Genomic DNA, 21,545 nt, shown 5'->3' with positions numbered 1-21,545 from the left:
TAACGCATGGTGGACACGCAGCAGCAGACCGACGGCGATCCGGCTCCGTCGGCAAAGACCGGCCCGGCCGGGTCGGCCGCGAGTATGGTCTGGGATGCCTGGGGTATCCCGGCTGGGCACCAGCCACTTTCGGAGCGGATCCGTGGTCTGCTGACGCAGGTGTTCGGAGTGTCCGGCAATCCGGTGGCGCGCCGCGATGAGGGCGACGTGCCACTGCGCGAATCGGCGTTGACGCCCGCGCGGCGAGCCGGGTTGGTCGAGGTGGTCGGTGCGGAGAACGTGTCGGCCGACCACCGCGATCGGCTGCGGCACGCCGGGGGGAAGAGCACACCCGATCTGCTGCGCCGCCGGGCCGAGGGGCCGCAGGACGCGCCGGACGCCGTCGTCTTCCCCGCCGACCACGACGAGGTTCTCGCCGTGCTCGCCTACTGCGCGCGGCACGCCGTCGCGGTGGTTCCGTTCGGCGGCGGCACCAGCGTCGTCGGCGGCGTCGATCCCGTGCGCGGTCGCTTCGACACCGTGATCGCCCTGGATCTGCGCAGGCTCGACCGGGTCACCGAGATCGACCCGATCAGCGGCACCGCCACGCTCGGCGCCGGTCTCACCGGTCCGCGCGCGGAGGAACTGCTCGGCGCGCACGGACTGTCCCTCGGCCACTTCCCGCAGAGTTTCGAGTTCGCCACCATCGGCGGCTTCGCGGCGACGCGGTCGTCGGGCCAGGCCTCGGCGGGCTACGGCCGCTTCGACGACATGGTGCAGCGGCTGAGGATCGCCACGCCAGGTGGCACGCTCGAACTCGGGCGCGCCCCCGCTTCGGCCGCCGGGCCGGACCTGCGCGAGCTGTTCGTCGGATCGGAGGGAACGCTCGGTGTGATCACCGAGGTCACCCTGCGGGTGCACCCGGTCCCGGAAACCATTGCCTACCAGGCATGGTCGTTCCCGGATTTCGCCACCGGCGCCACCGCGTTGCGCGCGGTGGTGCAGGCGGGCGCGGCGCCGACGGTGCTCCGGCTCTCCGACGAGGCGGAGACCGGAATCAATCTCGCCCGCTCCGGCGATATCGGCGGCAACCCGGTGGCGGGGTGCCTGGCCGTCACCACCTATGAGGGCAGCGCGGCGCATGTCACCGCGCGCAGCGCCGAAGCGGGTGCCGTGCTGGCCGCGGCGGGCGGCTCGGCCCTGGGGGAGACGCCGGCCCGGGAGTGGGAGCACGGTCGTTTCGCCGCGCCGTACCTGCGTGACGCGCTCCTGGACGTCGGTGTGCTCTGTGAAACGCTGGAGACCGCCACCACCTGGTCGAATCTGAGCGCGCTGAAGGCGAAGGTGACCGCGGCGCTGACCGAGTCGCTGGCGGCGCAGGGGACGCCGCCCCTGGTCATGTGTCACATCTCGCACACCTATCCGACCGGCGCGTCGCTGTACTTCACCGTGGTGGCCAAACAGTTGGACGACCCGCTGGCCCAGTGGCAGGCCGCCAAGCGCGCCGCGGGTGACGCCATCGTCGCGGCGGGCGGCACCATCACCCACCACCACGCGGTGGGCACCGATCACCGTCCCTGGGTCCCGGACGAAGTGGGCGACCTCGGTGTGCGTGTCCTGCGGGCGGTGAAGGCCGAACTCGACCCGGCCGGCATCCTGAATCCCGGAAAGTTGGTGCCGTGAACGACTATTCCCCGGTGCGCAAGGTCACGGTGGTGACCAATCCGCGGTCCCGGCACGGCAAGGGAAGCGATGCGGCGACCGCCGCCATCGCCCGCCTGCGCGCGGGCGGCGCCGAGGTCACCGAGGTGTGCGCTCCCTCGGCCCCCGAAACGGTCCGCCAGGTGCGGGATTCGGTCGCGGGCGCGGCACCCGATGCCGTGGTCTGCATCGGCGGCGACGGGCTGATCAACGTGACCCTTCCGGCCGTCGCGGAGACCGGGGTTCCGCTCGGCATGATCCCCGCGGGCACCGGCAACGATCTGGCCAGGGAACTCGGGGTGCCGACCGACGATCCGGTCGCCGCCGCGGCGCTGGTGTTGCGCGGGCGGACCAGGACGATCGATCTCGGCCGGATCGAGTCGTCCGTGCCGCCGATGTGGTTCGCCACGGTGGCCGGCACCGGATTCGACGCGCGGGTCACTCTGCGCGCCAACGAGATGCGCTGGCCGAGAGGCAGACTGCGCTACACCGCCGCCGCACTGGCCGAGATCTCCGGGCGCTTCACGGTGCCCTACCGGGTCGAACTGGTGGACGCGGTGACCGAAGGGCTGACCAACCCCGGCGCGGGCTCGGTGCTGGAGACCGAGGCGGTCATGGTCGCGGTCGGCAACACCCGCACCTACGGCGGGGGCATGCTGATCTGCCCGGACGCGCTCATGGATGATGGCCTACTGGATCTGACCGTGGTGGGCGCGTTGTCGCGCGGGGAGATGCTGCGCCTGCTGCCCGCGTTGTCCGCGGGCAAACGCCAGGATCACCCGGAGGTCAAGCAGTTCCGCGCCGCCGCGGTCACGCTCACCGCGGCAGGCGCGCCCGCCACCGCCGACGGCGAACCGGCGGGCACCCTGCCGATCACCGTCCGGGCGGTCCCCGCGGCGTTGACCGTTCTGGTGCCCTGATCGGCGCCGGTCAGGCGAAAGTCACGCAGCGCAGGTGGTTCACGGTCGCGCGGTCGACGATGACCACCGACCGTGATGCGCGGGCGGCCGAGCGATGCTCCGTCGACACCGCGCGCATCAGCCGCCGCCAGCGCCGCACGTGCAGCCGGAACGCCACATGGTTGATCCGCCTGCCACGGCTGTGCTGGCCTGCGCGCGCTACCGCCGCGGGCACGTCGACCATGAGCAGGTGCAGTTCGCGATCCGCCGCCCAGTGCTCGATCAGGGTGCGCGCCCAGCGGAAGGTGGCGCAGTCGTGGATGACGACCGGGCCGGTGACCTCGCGCAGCGCGGTACGAATGGCCAAGAAGTGCGCGGCGTGCACCAGCGGGCGCCACAACAGGTAGGGCAGCCACCACAGCTTGGGCCGCCAGCGATTGCGTGCCTGCATCGAGTCGAGCACCAGTACCCCGGCGGCGCTGCGCGACGGCGCGGTGGCCGCGGCATCGGCGCCGAAGAACTTGCGCAGCGCGGTACTCTTGCCCGCGCCGGGGACGCCCGCGACGATCAGCGCCGCCGCGGCGGGGTACCGGATCTCCGCGATCGCGCGACCGCGCAGATCGTGCAGCGCGTCCGGGACCAGGATCGGCAGCCGGGGTTCGGGGGCGTACGCGTGCACGGATTCCAGCGGGGGGTTCACCTCTCCCAGGGTCCGCAGCCGACACGTGTTCGGCAACCGGGAAAACCCTGGTTTTTCTTGGGGATTCACCGGAGGTGGGACGCCTGGGGTATTCACCCTCTCCAGGGTCCTTCGTTTTCACCGTTTCGGCAATATCGGACATTTCAGACAGTGTGATCACCCCGGTTTGCGACCCGCCGACCGTGCGCGCAGATGCATTCGTTCACCCTGCGACCCGAAAAGGCTCAGGATTTCCACCGGGCCCCGGCCCGCGCTGCCGAACCAATGCGGTTGGCGCGTGTCGAATTCCGCGGCCTCGCCGGGGCCGAGCACCAGATCGTGCTCGCCGAGTACCAGCCGCAGTCGTCCGGAAAGCACGTAGAGCCACTCGAAACCCTCGTGCACCTTCGGGTCGGGGTCGCAGCGCTCGGGCGGAATGACGATCTTGAACGCCTGTAGCGGTCCCGGCTGCCGGGTGAGCGGAAGGATGGTGATTCCGTTCAGCTTTCGCGCCGTGGAGTTGACCCGGGGATCGGCGATCTTGGGCGCGGCCACCAGTTCGTCCAGCGGAACCTGGTGGGCCATCGCGATCGGCAGCAGCAGTTCCAGACTGGCTTTTCGCTGGCCGGACTCCAGCCGCGAGAGCGTGCTCTTGGAGATTCCGGTGCTCTCCGCCAGCGCGGTGAGCGTGACGTTGCGGCGGGTGCGCAGCGCTTTCAGCCGTGGGCCTATGTCGGCGAGGGCCTGGGTGACGGCCGGGGGTGTGGACATGTCCCCAGTGCACTCCGATTTCCCTAATTTGGCAATTTTAGTTGCTGAATCGGGACGGGGACGGCACGGTAGCCGTGGAGGTGATCGCGAATGAGCGAGACATACGACGTAGTGATCGTGGGTGGCGGTGCGGCGGGACTGTCCGGGGCGCTGGTCCTGGCCCGAGCGCGGCGGCGAGTCGCGGTGGTCAGGGGCGGTGCGCCGCGCAACGCCCCGGCCGAGCACATGCACGGGTTCCTGTCCCGGGACGGGATGCCGCCGGCCGAGCTGCTGGCGACCGGGGCCGCCGAGGTCACGAGCTACGGCGCGGAATTGATCGATGACGTCGTCGTCGGCGCGGAACGGACGGCGGAGTCGGACTACACGCTGCGGCTGCGCGGCGGCGGGGCGTTGCGGGCTCGCCGCGTGCTCGTGGCCACCGGGCTGCGCGACGAACTCCCGGAGTTGCCCGGAGTACGTGAGCGCTGGGGCCGTGACGTGCTGCACTGCCCCTACTGCCACGGTTACGAGGTCCGGGACCAGCCGATCGGGGTGCTGGGCGGTACGGAATCCGGCGCCCTGGCCCGCGCGGTTCATCTGGCGCTGCTGCTGCCGCAGTGGTCGGACGACGTCGTCTTCTTCCCGAACACGATGCCCCTGTCCGAGAGTGATCGCGCTCACCTGGACACGCGCGGGGTCCGGCTGATCGAGGGCGAGGTGGCCCGGTTCGTGGTGGACGACCGGCTGCGCGGCGTGGAACTGGCCGACGGGCGAGCGGTGCCGAGGACGGCGATGTTCGTCACGCCGACCTTCCGTAGCAACGACGACGTGCTGGTCGGGCTCGGCTGCGCGTTCGACGCCGATGGCTGGGTGGTGACCGACGCGACGGGGCGCACGAGCGTGCCGGGCGTCTGGGCCGCGGGCAACGTCGCCAATCCGGCAGCTCAGGTGATCTCCGCCGCCGGGGCGGGTTCCACCGCCGCGATCGCGATCAACGGTGACTTGGTGTCGGCCGACGTCACCGTGCTCGCCCGTTGAGGGGGAATATCGAGGTACGAAACGCGGAAGCTGAGAATTACTTATGGATTCCAGGCCCGGCCTCGGATCGCCGGTAAGCTACTGACATAGGCGGAGTGTTCGGTGTCCCTCATCCACCGAAGACTCCGCCTTCCTTTGTCTCCGTCACGTAATTAGCTCCGTACGGTTCGTATCGAGCGCCACTCGGCAGGCGGAATCGGCAGGCGGATATGCCTCGCGATTTCCGGCGTGGCGCCGACCGGCGGATCCGCGTGAGCGGTGACCGGGGCCGACCGACCCGAAGTCGGCGGATCGAAGCGCTCTAGAATCGCGGGGTGACCAGCGCAGCCCCTGACAACACGCGTAATCGTGCCGATGCCCTCCCCAAGAGCTGGACTCCCAGCGAGGTGGAGGCCGAGATGTACGAGCGCTGGGTAGCCGCGGGCTATTTCACCGCCGACCCGGGCAGCGGCAAGCCGGCCTACTCGATCGTGCTGCCACCGCCGAACGTCACCGGCACCCTGCATATGGGCCACGCGCTCGACCACACCCTGATGGACACGCTGTCGCGCCGCAAGCGCATGCAGGGCTACGAGGTGCTCTGGCTGCCCGGGATGGACCACGCGGGCATCGCCACCCAGACCGTGGTGGAGAAGCAGCTCGCGGTGGACGGCAAGACCAAGGAAGACTTCGGCCGCGAACTGTTCGTGCAGAAGGTCTGGGACTGGAAGCGGGAGTCCGGCGGCGCCATCCAGTGGCAGATGCGTGCGCTCGGCGACGGCGTGGACTGGAGCCGGGACCGCTTCACCATGGACGAGGGCCTCTCGCGCGCCGTGCAGACCATGTTCAAGCGGCTCTACGACGCGGGCCTGATCTACCGCGCGGAGCGGCTGGTGAACTGGTCGCCGGAGCTGCGCACCGCCATCTCCGACATCGAGGTCAAGTACGAGGACGTGGAAGGCGAGCTGGTCTCGCTGCGCTACGGGTCGCTGGACGACGACCAGCCGCACGTCGTCGTGGCCACCACCCGGGTGGAGACCATGCTCGGCGACACGGCGGTGGCCGTGCATCCGGAGGACCCGCGGTACCGGGACTTGATCGGCACCACCCTGGAACATCCGATCACCGGGCGGCAGATTCCGATCATCGCCGACGACTACGTCGATCCCGAATTCGGCTCGGGCGCGGTGAAGATCACACCGGCGCACGACCCCAACGACTTCGAGATGGGTCTGCGGCACGGCCTGCCGATGCCGACGATCATGGACGAGCGCGGCCGGATCACCGGCACCGGAACCGAATTCGACGGCATGGACCGGTTCGAGGCGCGCGTCAAGGTGCGTGAGCGGCTCGCGCGGGAGGGCCGGGTGGTCGCCGAGAAGCGGCCGTACCTGCACAGTGTCGGGCACTCCGAGCGCACCGGCGAGCCGATCGAGCCGCGCCTGTCCATGCAGTGGTGGGTCAAGGTCGAGTCGCTGGCCAAGGCGGCCGGTGACGCCGTGCGCAGCGGCGACACCGTGATCCACCCCAAGAGCCAGGAGCCGCGCTGGTTCGGCTGGGTCGACGACATGCACGACTGGTGCATCTCGCGTCAGCTGTGGTGGGGCCACCGCATCCCGATCTGGTACGGCCCCGAGGGCGAAGTGGTCTGCGTCGGGCCCGACGAGCAGGCGCCCGAGGGCTGGGTGCAGGACCCGGACGTGCTCGACACCTGGTTCTCCTCCGGCCTGTGGCCGTTCTCCACGATGGGCTGGCCGCACGCCACCGCCGAACTGGAGAAGTTCTATCCCACCAGCGTGCTCGTCACCGGTTACGACATCCTGTTCTTCTGGGTGGCGCGGATGATGATGTTCGGCACCTACGTCGCCGAGGACGCCGCGCTGACCGCGGGCAAGAGCGGCGAGCGGCAGGTGCCGTTCAAGGACGTGTTCCTGCACGGCCTGATCCGCGACCAGTTCGGCAAGAAGATGTCCAAATCGCGCGGCAACGGCATCGACCCGCTGGACTGGATCAACACCTTCGGCGCCGACGCCACCCGGTTCACCCTCGCGCGCGGCGCGCAGCCCGGCGGTGACCTGTCGGTCGGCGAGCCGCACGTGCTCGCCTCGCGCAGCTTCGTGACGAAGCTGTTCAACGCGACCAAGTTCGCGCTGATGAACGGCGCGCGGGTGGGCGATCTGCCCGATCGCGCGCAGCTCACCGACGCCGACCGCTGGATCCTGGACCGGCTGGACGCGGTGCGCGCCGAAGCGGACGCCGCGTTCGACGCCTACGAGTTCGGCAAGGCGTGCGAGGCGCTCTACCACTTCGCCTGGGACGAGCTGTGCGACTGGTACCTGGAGCTGGCCAAGGTGCAGTTCGCCGCCGACGGCGCCCGCGCCGAGGCCACCCAGCTGGTGCTCGGGTCGGTGCTCGACGCCGTGCTGCGCCTGCTGCACCCGGTCATCCCGTTCGTCACCGAGTCGTTGTGGCAGGCGCTGACCGGCGGTGCGTCGGTGGTGATCGCGCCGTGGCCGCAGGCCTCCGGGGTGCCGGCGGATCAGGAAGCGGCGCAACGCGTCTCGGACACCCAGCGGTTGATCACGGAGATCCGGCGGTTCCGCAGCGATCAGGGCCTGGCCGACAAGCAGAAGGTCGCGGCCAAGCTGATCGGCGTGGACGAGGCGGGGCTCGGCGAGCAGGCGGCGTCGGTGGCGAATCTGGCGCGGCTGACCGAGCCCGGCGCCGACTTCGCCGCGACCGCGTCGGTGGAGGTCCGCCTGAGCGCAGGGACGGTCACCGTGGAGCTCGACACCTCGGGCGCGGTCGACCTGGACGCCGAACGCCGCAGGCTGGAGAAAGATCTGGCCGCCGCGCAGAAGGAATTGCAGAGCACCGCGGCCAAGCTCGGCAACGAGGCGTTCCTGGCGAAGGCGCCCGAGCACGTGGTCGACAAGATCCGCGGCAGGCAGCAGGTCGCTTCCGACGAGGTGGCACGCATCGGGGCGCGACTGGCGGAGTTGAGCGGCAAGTGAACCACGAGCCGGAACCGCAATACGGCGACGACGAGCGCCGTGGCGGCGGAGCGCGACTGGGCTCCGGCCCGTCGCCGGTGGAATTGGCCGAGATGGCGCTGGTCGAGGCCGAACTCGACCGGCGCTGGCCGGAGACCAAGATCGAGCCGTCGCTCACCAGGATCGCCACGCTGATGGACCTGCTCGGTTCGCCGCAGCAGAATTACCCCGCGATCCACATCGCGGGCACCAACGGCAAAACCTCGGTGACCAGGATGATCGACGCGCTGCTCACCGCGCTGCATCGGCGCACCGGCCGGATCACCAGCCCGCATCTGCAGCTGGCCACCGAGCGCATCAGCATCGACAACGCGCCGATCACCCCGGCCCGGTACGTGGAGCTCTACCGCGAACTGCTGCCTTTCGTCGAGATGATCGACAAGCAGTCGGCGGCCGCGGGCGGGCCTGCGATGAGCAAGTTCGAGGTGCTCACCGGCATGGCCTTCGCGGCCTTCGCCGAGGCGCCGATCGACGTCGCGGTCGTCGAGACGGGGATGGGCGGCACCTGGGACGCCACGAACGTCGTCGACGGGCAGGTCGCGGTGATCACACCGATCGGCTTGGACCACACCGACTACCTCGGCCCGGATCTGACCTCGATCGCGGGGGAGAAGGCCGGGATCATCAAGCGGGCACCCGAGAGCCTGGTACCGCGCGACAACGTCGCGGTGATCGCGGAACAGGACCCCGAGGCGATGGAGGTGCTGCTGCGCCGCGCCGTGGCGATGGACGCCGCGGTCGCGCGCGAGGGCGCCGAGTTCCGCGTGCTCGCCCGGCAGATCGCGGTGGGTGGGCAGCAACTCGAGTTGCAGGGCCTGGGCGGGGCGTACGACGAGATCTTCCTGCCGCTGCACGGCGAGCACCAAGCGCGCAACGCGGTGCTCGCGCTCGCGGCGGTGGAGGCGTTCTTCGGCGCGGGCGCGCAGCGCAAACTGGACATCGACGCCGTGCGCGCCGGTTTCGCGAGCGTCACCAGCCCCGGGCGGCTGGAGCGGATGCGCAGCGCGCCGACCATCTTCATCGACGCCGCGCACAATCCGGCGGGCGCGCGAGCGCTGGCCGCGACGCTGACCGAGGAGTTCGACTTCCGCAAGCTGGTCGGTGTGGTCGCGGTGCTCGGCGACAAGGACGCCGAGGGCATCCTCGCCGCACTGGAGCCGGTGTTCGACGAGATCGTCGTCACCAGCAACGGTTCGCCTCGCGCGCTGGACGTGGAGACCCTCGCCGACCTCGCGGTGCAGCGGTTCGGCGACGAGCGCGTGGTCTCCGCCGCCACCCTGCCCGACGCGCTGGAGACCGCTATCGCGATCGCCGAAGAGGTGGGCGAGGCGGGCGAGATGGTCTCCGGCGCGGGAGTGGTGGTGACGGGGTCGGTGGTCACGGCCGGGGCGGCCCGCGCGCTGTTCGGGAAGGACCCGGCGTGAGCGCCGGGCTCACCGACGGCAGCCTGGGTGACCTCGGCGGGCCCGCGCTCGTCGAGAACCGCCGCACGAACGCCGGACATCCCGAGAGCCCGGCGGATGCCGAGGAGGGCACAGCATGAGCGAACCGGCCGACCGAGGCGAGCAAGCGGTACCCGCGCCCGCGACCGACCCGTGGAAGGGTTTCCGCGGGGTGATGGCGGGAACGTTGGTGCTCGAGGCGATCGTGGTGCTGCTGGCGCTGCCGGTGGTCGCCGACGTCGGCGGCGGGGTGACCTGGTTGTCCGGCACCTACCTCGTGGTTCTCGCGGTGGTGATGTTCCTCGGGGCGGGGGTGCAGCGGCGGTCCTGGGCGCTGCCGTTCAACCTCGGACTCCAGGTGCTCGTCCTGCTCGGCGCGTTCATCCACGTGTCCATCGGCGTCATAGGCGTGGTGTTCGGCGTGGTCTGGGGCTTCCTGCTGGTGCTGCGCGCCGACGTGCGCGGCCGGATGGAGAAGGGCCTGCTGCCCAGTCAGCGCATCCAGCGGTCGTAACCGCAGGGCACGCGGGCGCGGCTGCCGCGCCACCGGGACGCCGGTCAGTCCGACCGCTGGTGCGGTGCCCGGAAAGTGGGCCGGATAGGCTGTGCGCCGTGACTGAGCAGACGTTGGTACTCATCAAGCCGGACGGTGTGGCCCGTGGCCTTGTCGGCGAGGTGCTGGCACGTATCGAGCGCAAGGGCCTGAAGATCGCCGCCCTCGAACTGAAGCACGTATCCGCGGAACTGGCCGAGGGCCACTACGCCGAGCACGCCGAGAAGCCGTTCTTCGGTTCCCTGATCGAGTTCATCACCTCGGGCCCGGTCGTCGCGGCCATCCTGGAAGGCCCCCGGGCCATCGCCGCCTTCCGCCAGATCGCGGGCGGCACCGACCCGGTGGAGAAGGCCGTGCCCGGCAGCATTCGCGGAGACTTCGCTCTGGAGACCCAGGAGAACCTGGTCCACGGCTCGGATTCACCCGAATCGGCCAAGCGTGAGATCGCGCTCTGGTTCCCCGATCGGCCCGCCTGACCGAGTCTCGAGCGCCGTGCCCGCGCCGCCGCGACCGGCGTGTTCGCGCCGCGGGCCGGACCGGTTCGAGCGCCGATGGCGAACGCCCGGCGCGCGGTGTGGGATACTGGCATCGGCTGCTTTCGATACCGACTGTTCGTGCAGGTGCGCGAACGAGACGTGAAGAGCGCAGCCGGATGACACCACGGTTCGATGCCGATCATCGCTGCCATGGACAAACGGCCTGGTTACAGGGTCGGCTGTCCGCGCAGGCACGCTGGATGAGCGCTCGTACCGCGGAGTTCAGCCATACAGCCAGGCGCCGCGTGACCAGTTAGCCCGAACGACGAAAAACCGAGAGATAACCGGGCACGCGGGGCGAGACCACTTGAACTCGCGCCCACCGGGTGCGGGTCGAACGGACAGCGCCCCCGCGTCGGCCGCGTCACTCCCGCCGGGAGGGACGCGCCCGGGGGCCCGAGGAGACTTCGTGGCCGATCAAGAGCCGCTGGAAACAACATCACAGGATGCCGAACAATTGCCGGAGCGAATCCGAGTTCATGCACTCGCCAAGCTGCTGGGGGTAACGAGCAAGCGCATCCTGGCCAAGCTGACCGAGATGGGGGCGGACGCGCGCAGCGCCCAGTCGAACGTCGACCGGGCCGTCGCGGAGTCGGTGCGCGACGCCTTGGTGACGGTCGAGGCGGACGTCGCGCCCGCGCAGCCCGCCGCGGGCCAGGTAGACGCCTCTGCACCGGCGCAGCCCGCCGAGCCTCCCGAGGACGCCACAGCGGATGCGGCGAACGCCCCGGTCGCGGGCGGACAATCGGCTGGATCCGGGCGGGAAGCGCCCGCCGAGACGCCCTTCACCGGGGCCGGGGTCCTCTTCTCCGCGCCGGAGGTGCCGGGCGCCACGCCCGTGCCGACCGGCACTTCGGCTACCCAGCACACGCAACTGTTCACGCACTCGGAGCGACCGGAGCCCGAGCCGGTGGCCCCGGCGGTGTTCGAGGCCGCCGCCGCAGTGCAGGCGCCGCTGTTCCTGTCGCCGGACGCCGCGGCGGCCGAGCAGGCGCGTAAGCAGCGTCGCGCCGAGCGCGACACTCGGCGTACCGAGGAGCGGGCGCCCGAGCCCGCCGAGGACGAGACCGAGCCCGCCGAGGACGAGCGCGAGTCGGCCGACCAGCAGGATGACGAAGGACAGCCCCGCCGCAGGCGCCGTGGTCGCCGCGGACGCGGCCGTGGCCGCGGCGAGCAGCAGTCCGATGGCGATGGCGACGAGAACGAGTCCGAGAACGAGGACGAATCGGCTCCCGAGTCCGCCGAGGCTGCGGAGTCCACGGAGTCCACGGAGTCCACGGAGTCCGCAGAGTCCACGGAGACTGCCGAGGGCGAGGGCGAGGGGGAGGACGAGGACGGTACGCCGGAAGGCTCCACCCGTCGCCGCCGTCGCCGCCGTCGCCGCAAGGTGGCCGGCGAGTCGGGCGATAGCGAATCGGCCGACGACGATCCGCCGAACACGGTCGTGCACGAGCGCGAACCGCGCAACAAGACCCGCAGCCGCGCCGCCGCGGCCGACGAGGTCCAGGGCATCACCGGCTCCACCCGGTTGGAAGCCAAGCGGCAGCGCCGTCGCGACGGACGCGAGGCGGGCCGCCGCCGTCCGCCGATCCTGACCGAGTCGGAGTTCCTGGCCCGGCGCGAAGCCGTCGATCGCGTGATGGTCGTGCGCGAGAAGTCCTTCCCCGACCACCCCACCGCGACGCAGGTGGCCGTGCTCGAGGACAACGTCCTGGTCGAGCACTTCGTGACGAGCACCGGTTCGGCGTCCATGGTCGGCAACGTCTACCTCGGCAGGGTGCAGAACGTCCTGCCCAGCATGGAGGCCGCGTTCGTCGACATCGGCCGCGGCCGCAACGGCGTGCTCTACGCCGGTGAGGTCAATTGGGAGGCCGCCGGGCTCGGCGGCAAGGAGCGCAAGATCGAGCAGGCGCTCAAGCCGGGCGACCAGGTGCTGGTCCAGGTCAGCAAGGACCCGGTCGGCCACAAGGGCGCCCGTCTGACCACGCAGATCAGCCTGGCCGGGCGTTTCCTGGTGTACGTGCCCGGCGGCACCTCCACCGGGATCAGCCGCAAGCTGCCCGACACCGAGCGCAAGCGTCTGAAGGAGATCCTGCGCGACATCGTGCCCTCCGACGCCGGTGTGATCATCCGCACCGCCTCCGAAGGCGTCAGCGAGACCGAGCTGGCCCGCGACGTGGAGCGGCTGCAGGCCACCTGGCGCACGATCCAGCAGCAGACCGGCAAGGACAACAACGCGCCCAAGACGCTCTACGAAGAGCCGGACCTGCTGGTCAAGGTCATCCGGGACCTGTTCAACGAGGATTTCTCCAAGCTGGTCATCGAGGGCGACCGGGCCTGGAGCACGGTGGAGAAGTACATCGGCACCGTCGCGCCGGACCTGCTCGCCCGGGTCAACCGGCACGAGAACAACGGCGTCGACGTGTTCGAGACCTATCGGATCGATGAACAGCTGGCCAAGGCGCTGGATCGCAAGGTGTGGCTGCCCTCGGGCGGCACCCTGGTGATCGACCGCACCGAGGCCATGACGGTGATCGACGTGAACACCGGCAAGTTCACCGGTTCCGGCGGCAGCAACCTGGAGGAGACCGTCACCAGGAACAACCTGGAGGCGGCCGAGGAGATCGTGCGCCAAATGCGGCTGCGCGACATCGGCGGCATGATCGTCGTCGACTTCATCGACATGGTGCTCGAGTCCAACCGCGACCTGGTGCTGCGCCGCCTCACCGAGGCGCTGGGCCGGGACCGCACCCGCCACCAGGTCTCCGAGGTCACCTCGCTCGGCCTGGTGCAGATGACCCGCAAGAAGCTGGGCACCGGCCTGGTCGAGGCGTTCTCCACCACCTGCGAGCACTGCCACGGACGCGGCATCCTCGTGCACGCCTATCCGGTGGAGCCCGGTTCCGGCGAAGAGGCCGCCGGGCGCACCAAGGAGAGCGGTTCGCGCAGGCGTCGTGGCCGGGACAAGAGCGCGCAGGCACCGGCACAGCCCGCCAACGGGTCCGGACCCGCGATCGAGCCCGAGGAAGACGCGGCCGTCAAACGGGCGCATCCGGTCGCGCTCGCGATGGCCGCGCACCACTCGGAGGAGACCGACGAGGAGCCGGAACCGGCCGAGGAGACCGCCGCCGAGCCGCGGGCCGGGAGCGCCGAGCAGCCCGCCGACGAGCGAGTGGTCGCCGAGACCGTCGAGACCGTCGAGGCCGCCGTGGCGGTGCCCGCCGAGGAGCCGGAGACAGAGCCCGCCGAAGTGGTCGAGGTCATCGAGGAAGTCGAGCGGGTCGAGCCGGTACAGGCGCAGGAGCCCGCCGCCGTCGAGAAGTCGGTTCCGGCTCGCGAGGCCGAGCGCGTCGCCGAGCCGGTCCCGGCTGCCGAGTCCGTCCCGGCATCGGAGAACGGTGCCGCCGCCAACGGTGTCGCACAACCGGGAGCGGGCCGTCCGTCTCGTCGCCGGAGGGTTGCCCGTTCGGCCGCGGCGCCCGCCGCGGACAGTTCGGGAGCGGTGTTCGTGCTGCCCACCGGGGAGCAGGCGCCCGCGCCCGCGATCGACTACTCCCAGCCGGAACCGGTCGAATTGCCGCAGCGCGGTCGGCCGCGCAGGCGGGCGGTCGGCCGCCCGGCAGGCGCGCCGGACGCGTCGCACTGAGTCGTCGCGCACGTTCCGTGGCCCCCGCCGGCGTCTCCGGCGGGGGCCACGTGCGTCTCGGCAGCGAACCGGTGGCATCGCTCGGCAGCGGGGGTGGGCGCCGGTTTGGTCGTGGCGGTGGCCGTCCTGTAATCTTGGACAGTCGCTGCCCGGTGACAACATATTTTGTCTCCGTGGCCCGGTTCTCGACAGTTCAGTACCGAGAGCCACCAGATGCCGAGGCGGTGGCGATTACCAGACCAGTCGTGTGGCGGTTTCCGGTGGCATCAAACCGGAGGTGTCGCCGCGTGAACGAGTGCCGAGCACTACAGGAAGAAGGGCAGCCGACCGATGGCAACGTACGCGATCGTCAAGACCGGCGGAAAGCAGTACAAGGTCGCGGTCGGTGACCTGGTGAAGGTCGAGAAGATCGAGGGCGCGCCGGGCACCGCCGTGGCGCTGAATCCGGTCCTCGTCGTCGACGGCGCCGAGCTGACCACCGACGCCGCGAAGCTGGCCGACATCTCCGTGGCCGCCGAGGTGGTCGAGCAGACCAAGGGCCCGAAGATCCGCATCCACAAGTTCAAGAACAAGACCGGCTACCACAAGCGCCAGGGTCACCGTCAGCCGCTGACGGTCCTCAAGGTCACCGGCATCAAGTAAGACATCCCGAGGAGAACCAGCTATGGCACACAAGAAGGGTGCGTCCAGCTCCCGCAACGGGCGTGATTCCAACGCCCAGCGACTCGGCGTCAAGCGCTTCGGCGGCCAGACCGTCAAGGCGGGCGAGATCCTCGTGCGTCAGCGCGGCACCCACTTCCACCCCGGCGTGAACGTCGGCCGTGGCGGTGACGACACCCTGTTCGCCCTGTCGGCGGGCGCGGTCGAGTTCGGCACCAAGCGTGGACGCAAGACCGTCAACATCGTGGCCCCGGAGCCGGTTCAGGCCTGACCGCCGAACCACTTCCGGATACACAGCGAGCGGGTCAGGGTCTCGAAACCCTGGCCCGTTTTTCGTGTTCTCGAACGAACAGTCCCAGTACGACCAGTCCCGAAGGAGGATGATTCGGCGTATGTCCAAGTTCATCGACCGTGTCGTACTGCATGTGCGTGCGGGTAAAGGCGGCCACGGTTGCGCCTCGGTGCACCGTGAGAAGTTCAAGCCGCTCGGCGGGCCGGACGGCGGCAACGGCGGCAACGGCGGCGACGTCATCCTCGAGGTCGACGCCAACGTGCACACCTTGTTGGACTTCCATTTCCACCCGCACGCGAAGGCGGGCAACGGCAAGCCGGGTGAGGGCGGCAACCGCGACGGCAAGCAGGGCGCCGATCTTGTGCTCAAGGTGCCCGACGGCACCGTCGTACTCGACGACGACGGCAAGGTGCTCGTCGACCTGGTCGGTTCGGGCAACCGCTTCATCGTCGCGCGTGGCGGTCGCGGCGGGCTCGGCAACGCCGCGCTGGCTTCGAAGGCCCGCAAGGCGCCGGGTTTCGCGCTGCTCGGCGAAGACGGCGAAGAACTCGACCTGGTTCTGGAGCTGAAGTCGGTCGCCGACGTGGGGCTCGTGGGGTTCCCTTCGGCAGGCAAGTCCTCGCTGGTCTCGGTGCTGTCGGCGGCCAAGCCGAAGATCGCCGACTACCCCTTCACCACACTGGTGCCCAATCTCGGCGTCGTCGCCAGCGGCGACACCACCTTCACCGTCGCCGATGTGCCCGGATTGATCCCTGGGGCCAGCGAGGGGCGCGGTCTGGGCCTGGACTTCCTGCGGCACCTCGAGCGCTGCGCGGTGCTCGCCCACGTGGTGGACTGCGCGACGCTGGAGCCGGGCCGCGACCCGGTGTCCGACGTCGACGCGCTCGAGGCCGAACTCGCCGCTTACAAGCCCGCGCTGAGCGCGGACGCCGAACTCGGCGACCTGGCGGGCCGGCCGCGTGTGGTGATCTTGAACAAGATCGATGTGCCAGACGCGGCCGAACTGGCCGAGATGGTGACCGCGGAGTTCACCGAGCGCGGCTGGCCGGTGTTCGAGATCTCCGCGGTGAGCCGGGCGGGCCTGCGCCCCCTGACCTTCGCCCTCGCCGACCTGGTGCGCCGGTACCGCGAGGAGCATCCGCAGGCCGCGCCCAAGCGCCCGGTCATCCGCCCGATCGCGGTGGACGACGCCGGGTTCAGCGTGCTCGCCGACCCGGAGGAGCCGGGTGGCTTCATCGTGCGCGGCACCCGGCCGGAGCGCTGGGTGCGGCAGACCCAGTTCGACAACGACGAGGCCGTCGGCTACCTGGCCGACCGTTTGGCCCGCCTGGGCGTGGAAGACGAGCTGGTGCGGCTGGGCGCGGAGCCGGGAGCGCCGGTGACCATCGGCGACGTGACATTCGAGTGGGAACCCCAGATCTCGGCGGGTATCGACATGGTGCCCACCGGGCGCGGCACCGACATCCGGCTGGAGCAGACCGACCGGGTCAGCGCGGCCGAGCGCAAGCACGCGTCCCGCGTGCGCCGTGGTCTGGTGCGGGAAGACGAGGAGTAGACGTGGACGGTCGAGTCGTGCGCTCGCGGCGGATGCCGCGTTCGGCGGGCTCGACCGCGGGCGGTCCGGGTATGGTCGGGGCAACGGTCCCGGCTAACGTGGATTCGATTGTGGCGCAGGGAGTTCGGTGGCGATACAGATGAAATCCATGACTGCCGAGGCGGATTCGTCGGGCCTGAGCGAGGCGCGGCGGGCGATCGCGGCGGCGCGCCGGGTCGTGGTGAAGATCGGTTCGTCGGCGCTGACCAGTCTGAAAGGCGGCTTGGACACCGCGCGGCTGGATCTGCTCGCCGACGCGGTGGAGGCGCGGATGCGCGCCGGATCCGATGTGGTGGTGGTGTCCTCGGGTGCGATCGGCGCGGGCATCGCGCCACTCGGCTTGACCAGCCGCCCGCGTGATCTGGCGACCAAGCAGGCCGCGGCGAGCGTCGGGCAGCTGGCCCTCGCGCACGCCTGGGGCACGTCGTTCGCCCGGTACCACCGCACGGTCGGGCAGGTGCTCCTGAGCGCCGACGACTTCGCCCGCCGCGAGCATCACCGCAACGCCCAGCGCACCCTCGACCGCCTGCGCTCGCTCGGCGCGGTGGCCGTGGTGAACGAGAACGACACCGTGGCAACGGAAGAGATCCGCTTCGGCGACAACGACCGGCTCGCCGCGCTGGTCGCCCACCTGGTCGGCGCCGACGCGCTGGTACTGCTGTCGGACGTGGCGGGCCTCTACGACGGCGACCCACGCAAGGGCGCGGCCACGCTGATTCCCGAGGTGCGCAGCAGTGCCGACCTGGACGGCGTCATCGCGGGCAGCGGCGGCGCGCTCGGCACCGGCGGCATGGCGTCGAAGTTGTCGGCGGCGCGCCTGGCCGCGGACGCGGGCGTGCCGGTGCTGCTGGCCGCCGCCTCGTCGGCCGCCACCGCTCTGACCACCGGCACCGTCGGCACCGCGTTCGCCGCCCGCCCGGTGCGCCTGTCCGCCCGCAAGTTCTGGGTCCGGCACGCCGCCGACAGCCGCGGCGCCCTGCTCATCGACGACGGCGCCGTCCAAGCGGTGGCGCACCGGCGCCGATCGCTGCTCGCGGCCGGAATCGTCGGCGTGCGGGGCCGCTTCTACGGCGGTGACGTGGTGGACCTGGTGGCCCCCGACAGCCGCGTCGTCGCCCGTGGCGTCGTCGAATACGACAGCACCGAACTGGCGGGCATGCTCGGCCGCTCCACCGCCGAACTCCCCGACACGATGCAACGCCCCGTGATCCACGCCGACGACCTGGTCAAGGTCTGATTTCGCACTGGCTGCGGGCATGTCGGGCACAGCCATGCGCTCTTTCGTCCCGACCTGACGCCCCGGGCCCAACCTGAGAACTCATCTGCTCGTGCACCCCAGGTGAGTAGTTCGCGAGTACGGGCGGGTCGATCGCGGCTCGGCCGAACTCTGTCCGCCGGTGGCCGTCGCGGCGACACGAAGCGGTTCTGGGTTCGCAACCGGTCGACATCAGGGTGTGCGGTGACGGCTGGGAGCTGTACAGACGGCGTGGTGGCACCGTCCGCATCCGAGATGCGCTGAGCGCCCGGCGCGATGCTGCCGGGAACTCCCCGCCGCCCCGGCGTGGTGACCGAGGCGGCGGACCGGCCTCAGGACGGGACGACGCCCGGTTGGTTGGTCGTCGGTATCTGCTGCTGGTTGCCTTCCACCGGGCCGGTGACGCCGGGTTGGCCACCCGGATCGGGCAGTGGAACCCCGGGGCCCGGAGCTGGGGGTTGCGGGGGCGGTGGTGGGCTCGGTGCGGGCGGTGGTGGTGGGGGAGCCGATGAGCTCGGCGGTTGCACGGGTTCCGGGGGTTGCGGTGCGGGCGGTGGCGGTGCCGACGAGCTCGGTGGTTGCGCCGGTTCCGGAGTTTGCGGTGCGGGCGGAGGCGGTGGAGGTGCTGACGAGCTCGGCGGTTGTGCCGGTTCGGGAACCTGTGCGGGTGGTTCGGTAGGCGGTGGCGGCGCCGACGAGCTCGGCGGTTGCACGGGCTCCGGAATGTCCGGTGTGGGAGCAGGACTCGGCTGCGGAGGTGTGGTCGAGGGCGCCTGCTGTGTCTGCGGTGCGGGCTCGGGGGACGGCGACGGCGTGGGTTGTGGCGTCGGTGTCTGGGTGGACGGAGCTTGCTGCGGTGCCGGGGTCTCGGTGGGGGACTGCTGCGGTGGTGGCGTCTGCTGGGCGGGCGGCGCCGAGGGAGTCTGCTGTGCGTCCGGCGCCGGTTGTGTCGGCGATGACGGCGGGTGGGACGGCGCGGACGATTCGGGAGCGTCGGGTGTGGGTTGCGTGGTATCAGGTGTGGGTTGCGTGGTGCTCGGCGATGATTCGTCATCCGGCAGCACCGGCTCGGGTGTCGAGTACCTCGGCGTGCCGGGGGAGAGCGCCTGTGGTGCGGCCGGCGCCGTCACAGCGGGTGGTTCGGGCAGCGCGGGCACGGCGGTTCCCGCCGCGGAGTAGGCGGGCTTGTAGACCATGTTCATCGCGAGCACGGCTTCCTGGCGCAGCGCCTCCTGCGCCATCTGCGCGTTGATGACGTGCGCCGCTTCCAGCAGTCGCGCGATCGCGCCGACCGGCCCGGAAGCGCCCGGCGGCACCACCGCGAGTTTCACCGCCTCGGCGGCCGCGGCGACCCCGCCGAGCCGGGCGCCCACTTGACCGAGCACCGCGGCCAGCTCGTCGGCCGACGCCGCGAAACTGCGCGCGCATGCCTGCGCGGCGTCGGCGGCGGCGCCTTTCCATCCGGCCGTGTCCATCACGCGGTCCACACTGCCCCGAGTGAGTGGGAACGACGTGGTGAGCGCCCCTGCCGCCTCGAGCCAGATCGTCGAGGCGCGCAATACCTGCGCGGCGTCGATCTGCTGCGCCTTCGCGTAGATCTCCTCGTGCCGCAGGGACTCGAAATGCTCCATCGAGCTGATGTAGGTGGGATCGGAGCCGCTCATCGGGGCAACCTCGTCTGGACCGCGCGCAGGGCGGCGGCGCTCGCGGCGTCGGCCTCTTCGAACAGTCCTCCGCTGATCAAGAATGCTTCCTTCATGCGGTAGGCCGCTTCGATGTAGTGGTCGAGCAGTGCCGCCGCGTCCCGCGCCTTGTGGCTGAAACCGGCCTGCAATTGCTGTGCGGAGACGAATCCACCGAAACCGCCGAGGTCCGCGGCGGATTGGAGGCGCTGCTGTAGGTGGAGCAGCCGATCGGCCTGCCGCTCGTACATTTCAGCGCACTGCCGAGCCGCCGCCGGATCGAACTGGACGGTCCCGCTCTGCGCGGCCTCCTTGAATCGGGCGATATCGGCTCGGCTGGTCTCGATCGTCATCGCTCACCCCTGAGATCGGTCGGTCCGCCTCAGACTAACCGGAAGCTCGGTGCCCGGTCAGCATTAGTCGGCGGCCACGGCCGCGAAAACGAGCTATATCGGTATGCGCTTTTGTAATTGGAGGGCGATCTGCTCGGCGGAAGCGGGGGCGATCCGCACTTCGTCGCCCGCTTTGATCAGGTATCTTCCGTCATCGCGTACATCGATCCAGGTGTAGTGGATCGGTGGGGGCGGGGTGGGACGATCCAATCGCGGTTCGATTCTGATGTGGCCCTCGGCGGTATGCGGTTCGAGCAGCAGCTTGCGGATTCGGGGCGCCGCCTGTTGCCGCGCACGCACGGTCTCCTGGTCGCGTACCGCGTCACCGGACGCGACCCGAGCGGGTTCGCGGCCCGCGGGCGTCCTCGGCAGCAGCGCCGCGATCCGCCGGCCCAGTTTGGTGCTGTGGCCGATCGAAATACGCACGCGGCCACCGAAATCCGAGCCCGCGCCGGGTTCCTGCACGGCGAGCACGGCGCGATCGTAGATGGCGGCGGCGAGCAACCGTAGTTCACTGCCCGGTTGATGCGCGCCGCCGATCGCCACGATCCTGGTGTGCGGTTTGGCCAGAATGCGCAGGCAGGCCGATAGGTCGGGGTCGGAGCGCAGCGGCAGCCGCTCGGCGAGGGCGATGCGCAACTTCTCGGCCTCGTCCTCGGTGCGGGGCGTCTCCAGGATGCGCAGCGGGTAAGGGTGGCGGTCCAGGTCGGTCTCGCGCCAGATATAGGCGAACTCGTCCGGAGTGAAGGTCCATTCCACGGCCGAATCACATCCTCACCGAACCCGCCAATGCTGCTCGTAGCCTAGCGGTCCCGACGCCGGGACAAGAGATGTACCGCACGGGGATGCCACGGCCTTCCGGCATCCGTCCTGAAAAACCGCGATTTCGAGGCGGTGTCGTGCTCGACCGTCCGCTCCGGTTCTGCTGGAATATCAGAAAGGGTTCGCGACGCGGGGGCGAAGCGATTACCCCGCACGGCAACAACCGGGTATGGCTGAGATCTGCCGAGGAGGGATTGCGGTGCACACCACGATACGGCGAGTGGGCGCGGGAACCGTTCTGCTGTTCCTCGCGGGCGGCTTCGTCTGGGCCGGAGCCGGGCCCGCGGGAGCGGAGCCGGCCGGTTGCTATGTCGACCGAGGCGTCACCGACGCGGCCGCGCTGTGCCACAGCGGCGAGGGAGCCTCGGTGCTGGAGGCCGAATGTCTCGGTTTCTTCCAGCCGTCGGGGCGGTCCGGGCCGGCGTTCGGCTACTACAGCGGCTTCGAATCGCAACAGACGCCGGTCGGCAAGCCGATGCGCGTCACCTGCGTGGCCGACGGCGCCGTGGGGATCGCCACCCTCGCGTTCCTCGTCCCCGCTACGGTGCCGTAGCCGACGATCAGCGAAAACGTTTCGGCTGTCGGCGTTTCTG

19 protein-coding genes are annotated in these 21,545 nt (G+C 70.4%); 14 read left to right on the top strand and 5 right to left on the bottom strand.

Translation table 11 applies throughout. The features are described from left to right. Nucleotides 1–84 precede the first annotated feature (84 nt). Complete coding sequence (locus tag ACGF7Y_RS19475; RefSeq protein WP_393235749.1) at nt 85–1,662, top strand: FAD-binding oxidoreductase; 1,578 nt, start codon at nt 85–87, stop codon at nt 1,660–1,662. Continuing rightward, nucleotides 1,659–2,600: a YegS/Rv2252/BmrU family lipid kinase gene (locus ACGF7Y_RS19470; RefSeq protein WP_393235642.1), complete on the top strand. Its 942-nt coding sequence runs from the start codon at nt 1,659–1,661 to the stop codon at nt 2,598–2,600. Before ACGF7Y_RS19475 ends, ACGF7Y_RS19470 begins: the two co-directional genes overlap by 4 nt. Nucleotides 2,601–2,610: 10 nt before the next feature. On the opposite strand, the gene ACGF7Y_RS19465 is transcribed toward ACGF7Y_RS19470, so the two are convergent. Further along, nucleotides 2,611–3,279, bottom strand: a complete 669-nt coding sequence (locus ACGF7Y_RS19465) for an AAA family ATPase (RefSeq protein WP_391467470.1) — start codon at nt 3,277–3,279, stop codon at nt 2,611–2,613. Between the two features lie 156 nt (nt 3,280–3,435). Continuing rightward, the gene (locus tag ACGF7Y_RS19460) at nt 3,436–4,029 is read right to left on the bottom strand and encodes a helix-turn-helix domain-containing protein (protein ID WP_393235640.1); all 594 of its coding nucleotides are present in this window, start codon (nt 4,027–4,029) and stop codon (nt 3,436–3,438) included. Between the two features lie 90 nt (nt 4,030–4,119). Between ACGF7Y_RS19460 and ACGF7Y_RS19455 the strand changes: the two genes are divergently transcribed. The 11 genes from ACGF7Y_RS19455 (at nt 4,120) to proB (ending at nt 18,038) form a co-directional block, all read left to right on the top strand. After that, on the top strand, nt 4,120–5,046 hold the full coding sequence (locus ACGF7Y_RS19455) for an NAD(P)/FAD-dependent oxidoreductase (RefSeq protein ID WP_393235638.1): 927 nt from the start codon (nt 4,120–4,122) through the stop codon (nt 5,044–5,046). A gap of 314 nt (nt 5,047–5,360) precedes the next feature. After that, entirely contained in the window at nt 5,361–8,039 is a 2,679-nt protein-coding gene (locus ACGF7Y_RS19450) for a valine--tRNA ligase (RefSeq protein WP_393235636.1), read from the top strand. Nucleotides 8,040–8,131: 92 nt separating this feature from the next. Beyond that, nucleotides 8,132–9,502 carry a bifunctional folylpolyglutamate synthase/dihydrofolate synthase gene (locus ACGF7Y_RS19445; protein ID WP_393235747.1) on the top strand — a complete coding sequence of 457 codons (1,371 nt, stop codon included), beginning with the start codon at nt 8,132–8,134 and terminating at the stop codon, nt 9,500–9,502. Then, complete coding sequence (locus ACGF7Y_RS19440) at nt 9,499–9,621, top strand: hypothetical protein (RefSeq protein WP_393235634.1); 123 nt, start codon at nt 9,499–9,501, stop codon at nt 9,619–9,621. The genes ACGF7Y_RS19445 and ACGF7Y_RS19440 overlap by 4 nt, the downstream gene beginning before the upstream one ends. Continuing rightward, nucleotides 9,618–10,034, top strand: coding sequence for a DUF4233 domain-containing protein (locus ACGF7Y_RS19435; protein ID WP_040865495.1), 417 nt, complete (start codon nt 9,618–9,620; stop codon nt 10,032–10,034). Before ACGF7Y_RS19440 ends, ACGF7Y_RS19435 begins: the two co-directional genes overlap by 4 nt. A 98-nt stretch (nt 10,035–10,132) precedes the next feature. Beyond that, complete coding sequence (gene ndk, locus ACGF7Y_RS19430) at nt 10,133–10,549, top strand: nucleoside-diphosphate kinase (protein WP_062977506.1); 417 nt, start codon at nt 10,133–10,135, stop codon at nt 10,547–10,549. Between the two features lie 469 nt (nt 10,550–11,018). Next, nucleotides 11,019–14,255 (top strand): translation initiation factor IF-2 N-terminal domain-containing protein, encoded by a 3,237-nt coding sequence (locus ACGF7Y_RS19425; protein ID WP_393235631.1) that lies wholly within the window; start codon nt 11,019–11,021, stop codon nt 14,253–14,255. 330 nt (nt 14,256–14,585) lie between these two features. Continuing rightward, on the top strand, nt 14,586–14,897 hold the full coding sequence (gene rplU, locus ACGF7Y_RS19420; protein WP_062977502.1) for a 50S ribosomal protein L21: 312 nt from the start codon (nt 14,586–14,588) through the stop codon (nt 14,895–14,897). 22 nt (nt 14,898–14,919) lie between these two features. Further along, nucleotides 14,920–15,186, top strand: a complete 267-nt coding sequence (gene rpmA / locus ACGF7Y_RS19415; RefSeq protein WP_043688634.1) for a 50S ribosomal protein L27 — start codon at nt 14,920–14,922, stop codon at nt 15,184–15,186. 121 nt (nt 15,187–15,307) lie between these two features. Beyond that, nucleotides 15,308–16,762: a GTPase ObgE gene (gene obgE, locus ACGF7Y_RS19410; RefSeq protein ID WP_393235628.1), complete on the top strand. Its 1,455-nt coding sequence runs from the start codon at nt 15,308–15,310 to the stop codon at nt 16,760–16,762. Between the two features lie 175 nt (nt 16,763–16,937). Beyond that, nucleotides 16,938–18,038, top strand: a complete 1,101-nt coding sequence (gene proB / locus ACGF7Y_RS19405; protein ID WP_357045326.1) for a glutamate 5-kinase — start codon at nt 16,938–16,940, stop codon at nt 18,036–18,038. Nucleotides 18,039–18,388: 350 nt separating this feature from the next. Here the strand turns inward: proB and ACGF7Y_RS19400 are convergent, their stop codons facing one another. From ACGF7Y_RS19400 to ACGF7Y_RS19390, 3 genes are all read right to left on the bottom strand, one after another. Beyond that, nucleotides 18,389–19,720 (bottom strand): hypothetical protein, encoded by a 1,332-nt coding sequence (locus tag ACGF7Y_RS19400; RefSeq protein ID WP_393235626.1) that lies wholly within the window; start codon nt 19,718–19,720, stop codon nt 18,389–18,391. After that, entirely contained in the window at nt 19,717–20,091 is a 375-nt protein-coding gene (locus ACGF7Y_RS19395; protein ID WP_040865501.1) for a hypothetical protein, read from the bottom strand. The genes ACGF7Y_RS19400 and ACGF7Y_RS19395 overlap by 4 nt, the downstream gene beginning before the upstream one ends. 93 nt (nt 20,092–20,184) lie before the next feature. Further along, nucleotides 20,185–20,889, bottom strand: coding sequence for an ESX secretion-associated protein EspG (locus ACGF7Y_RS19390; RefSeq protein ID WP_393235624.1), 705 nt, complete (start codon nt 20,887–20,889; stop codon nt 20,185–20,187). A 262-nt stretch (nt 20,890–21,151) separates the two neighbouring features. Between ACGF7Y_RS19390 and ACGF7Y_RS19385 the strand changes: the two genes are divergently transcribed. Further along, entirely contained in the window at nt 21,152–21,505 is a 354-nt protein-coding gene (locus ACGF7Y_RS19385; RefSeq protein ID WP_393235622.1) for a hypothetical protein, read from the top strand. Nucleotides 21,506–21,545: the final 40 nt, after the last annotated feature.

The organism is Nocardia sp. NPDC047654 (assembly GCF_043205035.1).
Taxonomy (GTDB): domain Bacteria; phylum Actinomycetota; class Actinomycetes; order Mycobacteriales; family Mycobacteriaceae; genus Nocardia.
The sequence above is the reverse complement of the archived record's forward strand: the minus strand, read 5'-3'. Positions and strand labels throughout refer to the sequence as shown.

What these genes read in the sequence shown, in the direction of transcription:
- ACGF7Y_RS19400 (WP_393235626.1), bottom strand. Translation starts at nt 19,720, where the DNA reads ATGAGCGGCTCCGATCCCACCTACATCAGCTCGATGGAGCATTTCGAG.
- rpmA (WP_043688634.1), top strand. Translation starts at nt 14,920, where the DNA reads ATGGCACACAAGAAGGGTGCGTCCAGCTCCCGCAACGGGCGTGATTCC.
- ACGF7Y_RS19455 (WP_393235638.1), top strand. Translation starts at nt 4,120, where the DNA reads ATGAGCGAGACATACGACGTAGTGATCGTGGGTGGCGGTGCGGCGGGA.
- obgE (WP_393235628.1), top strand. Translation starts at nt 15,308, where the DNA reads ATGTCCAAGTTCATCGACCGTGTCGTACTGCATGTGCGTGCGGGTAAA.
- ACGF7Y_RS19435 (WP_040865495.1), top strand. Translation starts at nt 9,618, where the DNA reads ATGAGCGAACCGGCCGACCGAGGCGAGCAAGCGGTACCCGCGCCCGCG.
- ACGF7Y_RS19395 (WP_040865501.1), bottom strand. Translation starts at nt 20,091, where the DNA reads ATGACGATCGAGACCAGCCGAGCCGATATCGCCCGATTCAAGGAGGCC.
- ACGF7Y_RS19445 (WP_393235747.1), top strand. Translation starts at nt 8,132, where the DNA reads ATGGCGCTGGTCGAGGCCGAACTCGACCGGCGCTGGCCGGAGACCAAG.
- ACGF7Y_RS19475 (WP_393235749.1), top strand. Translation starts at nt 85, where the DNA reads ATGGTCTGGGATGCCTGGGGTATCCCGGCTGGGCACCAGCCACTTTCG.
- ACGF7Y_RS19460 (WP_393235640.1), bottom strand. Translation starts at nt 4,029, where the DNA reads ATGTCCACACCCCCGGCCGTCACCCAGGCCCTCGCCGACATAGGCCCA.
- rplU (WP_062977502.1), top strand. Translation starts at nt 14,586, where the DNA reads ATGGCAACGTACGCGATCGTCAAGACCGGCGGAAAGCAGTACAAGGTC.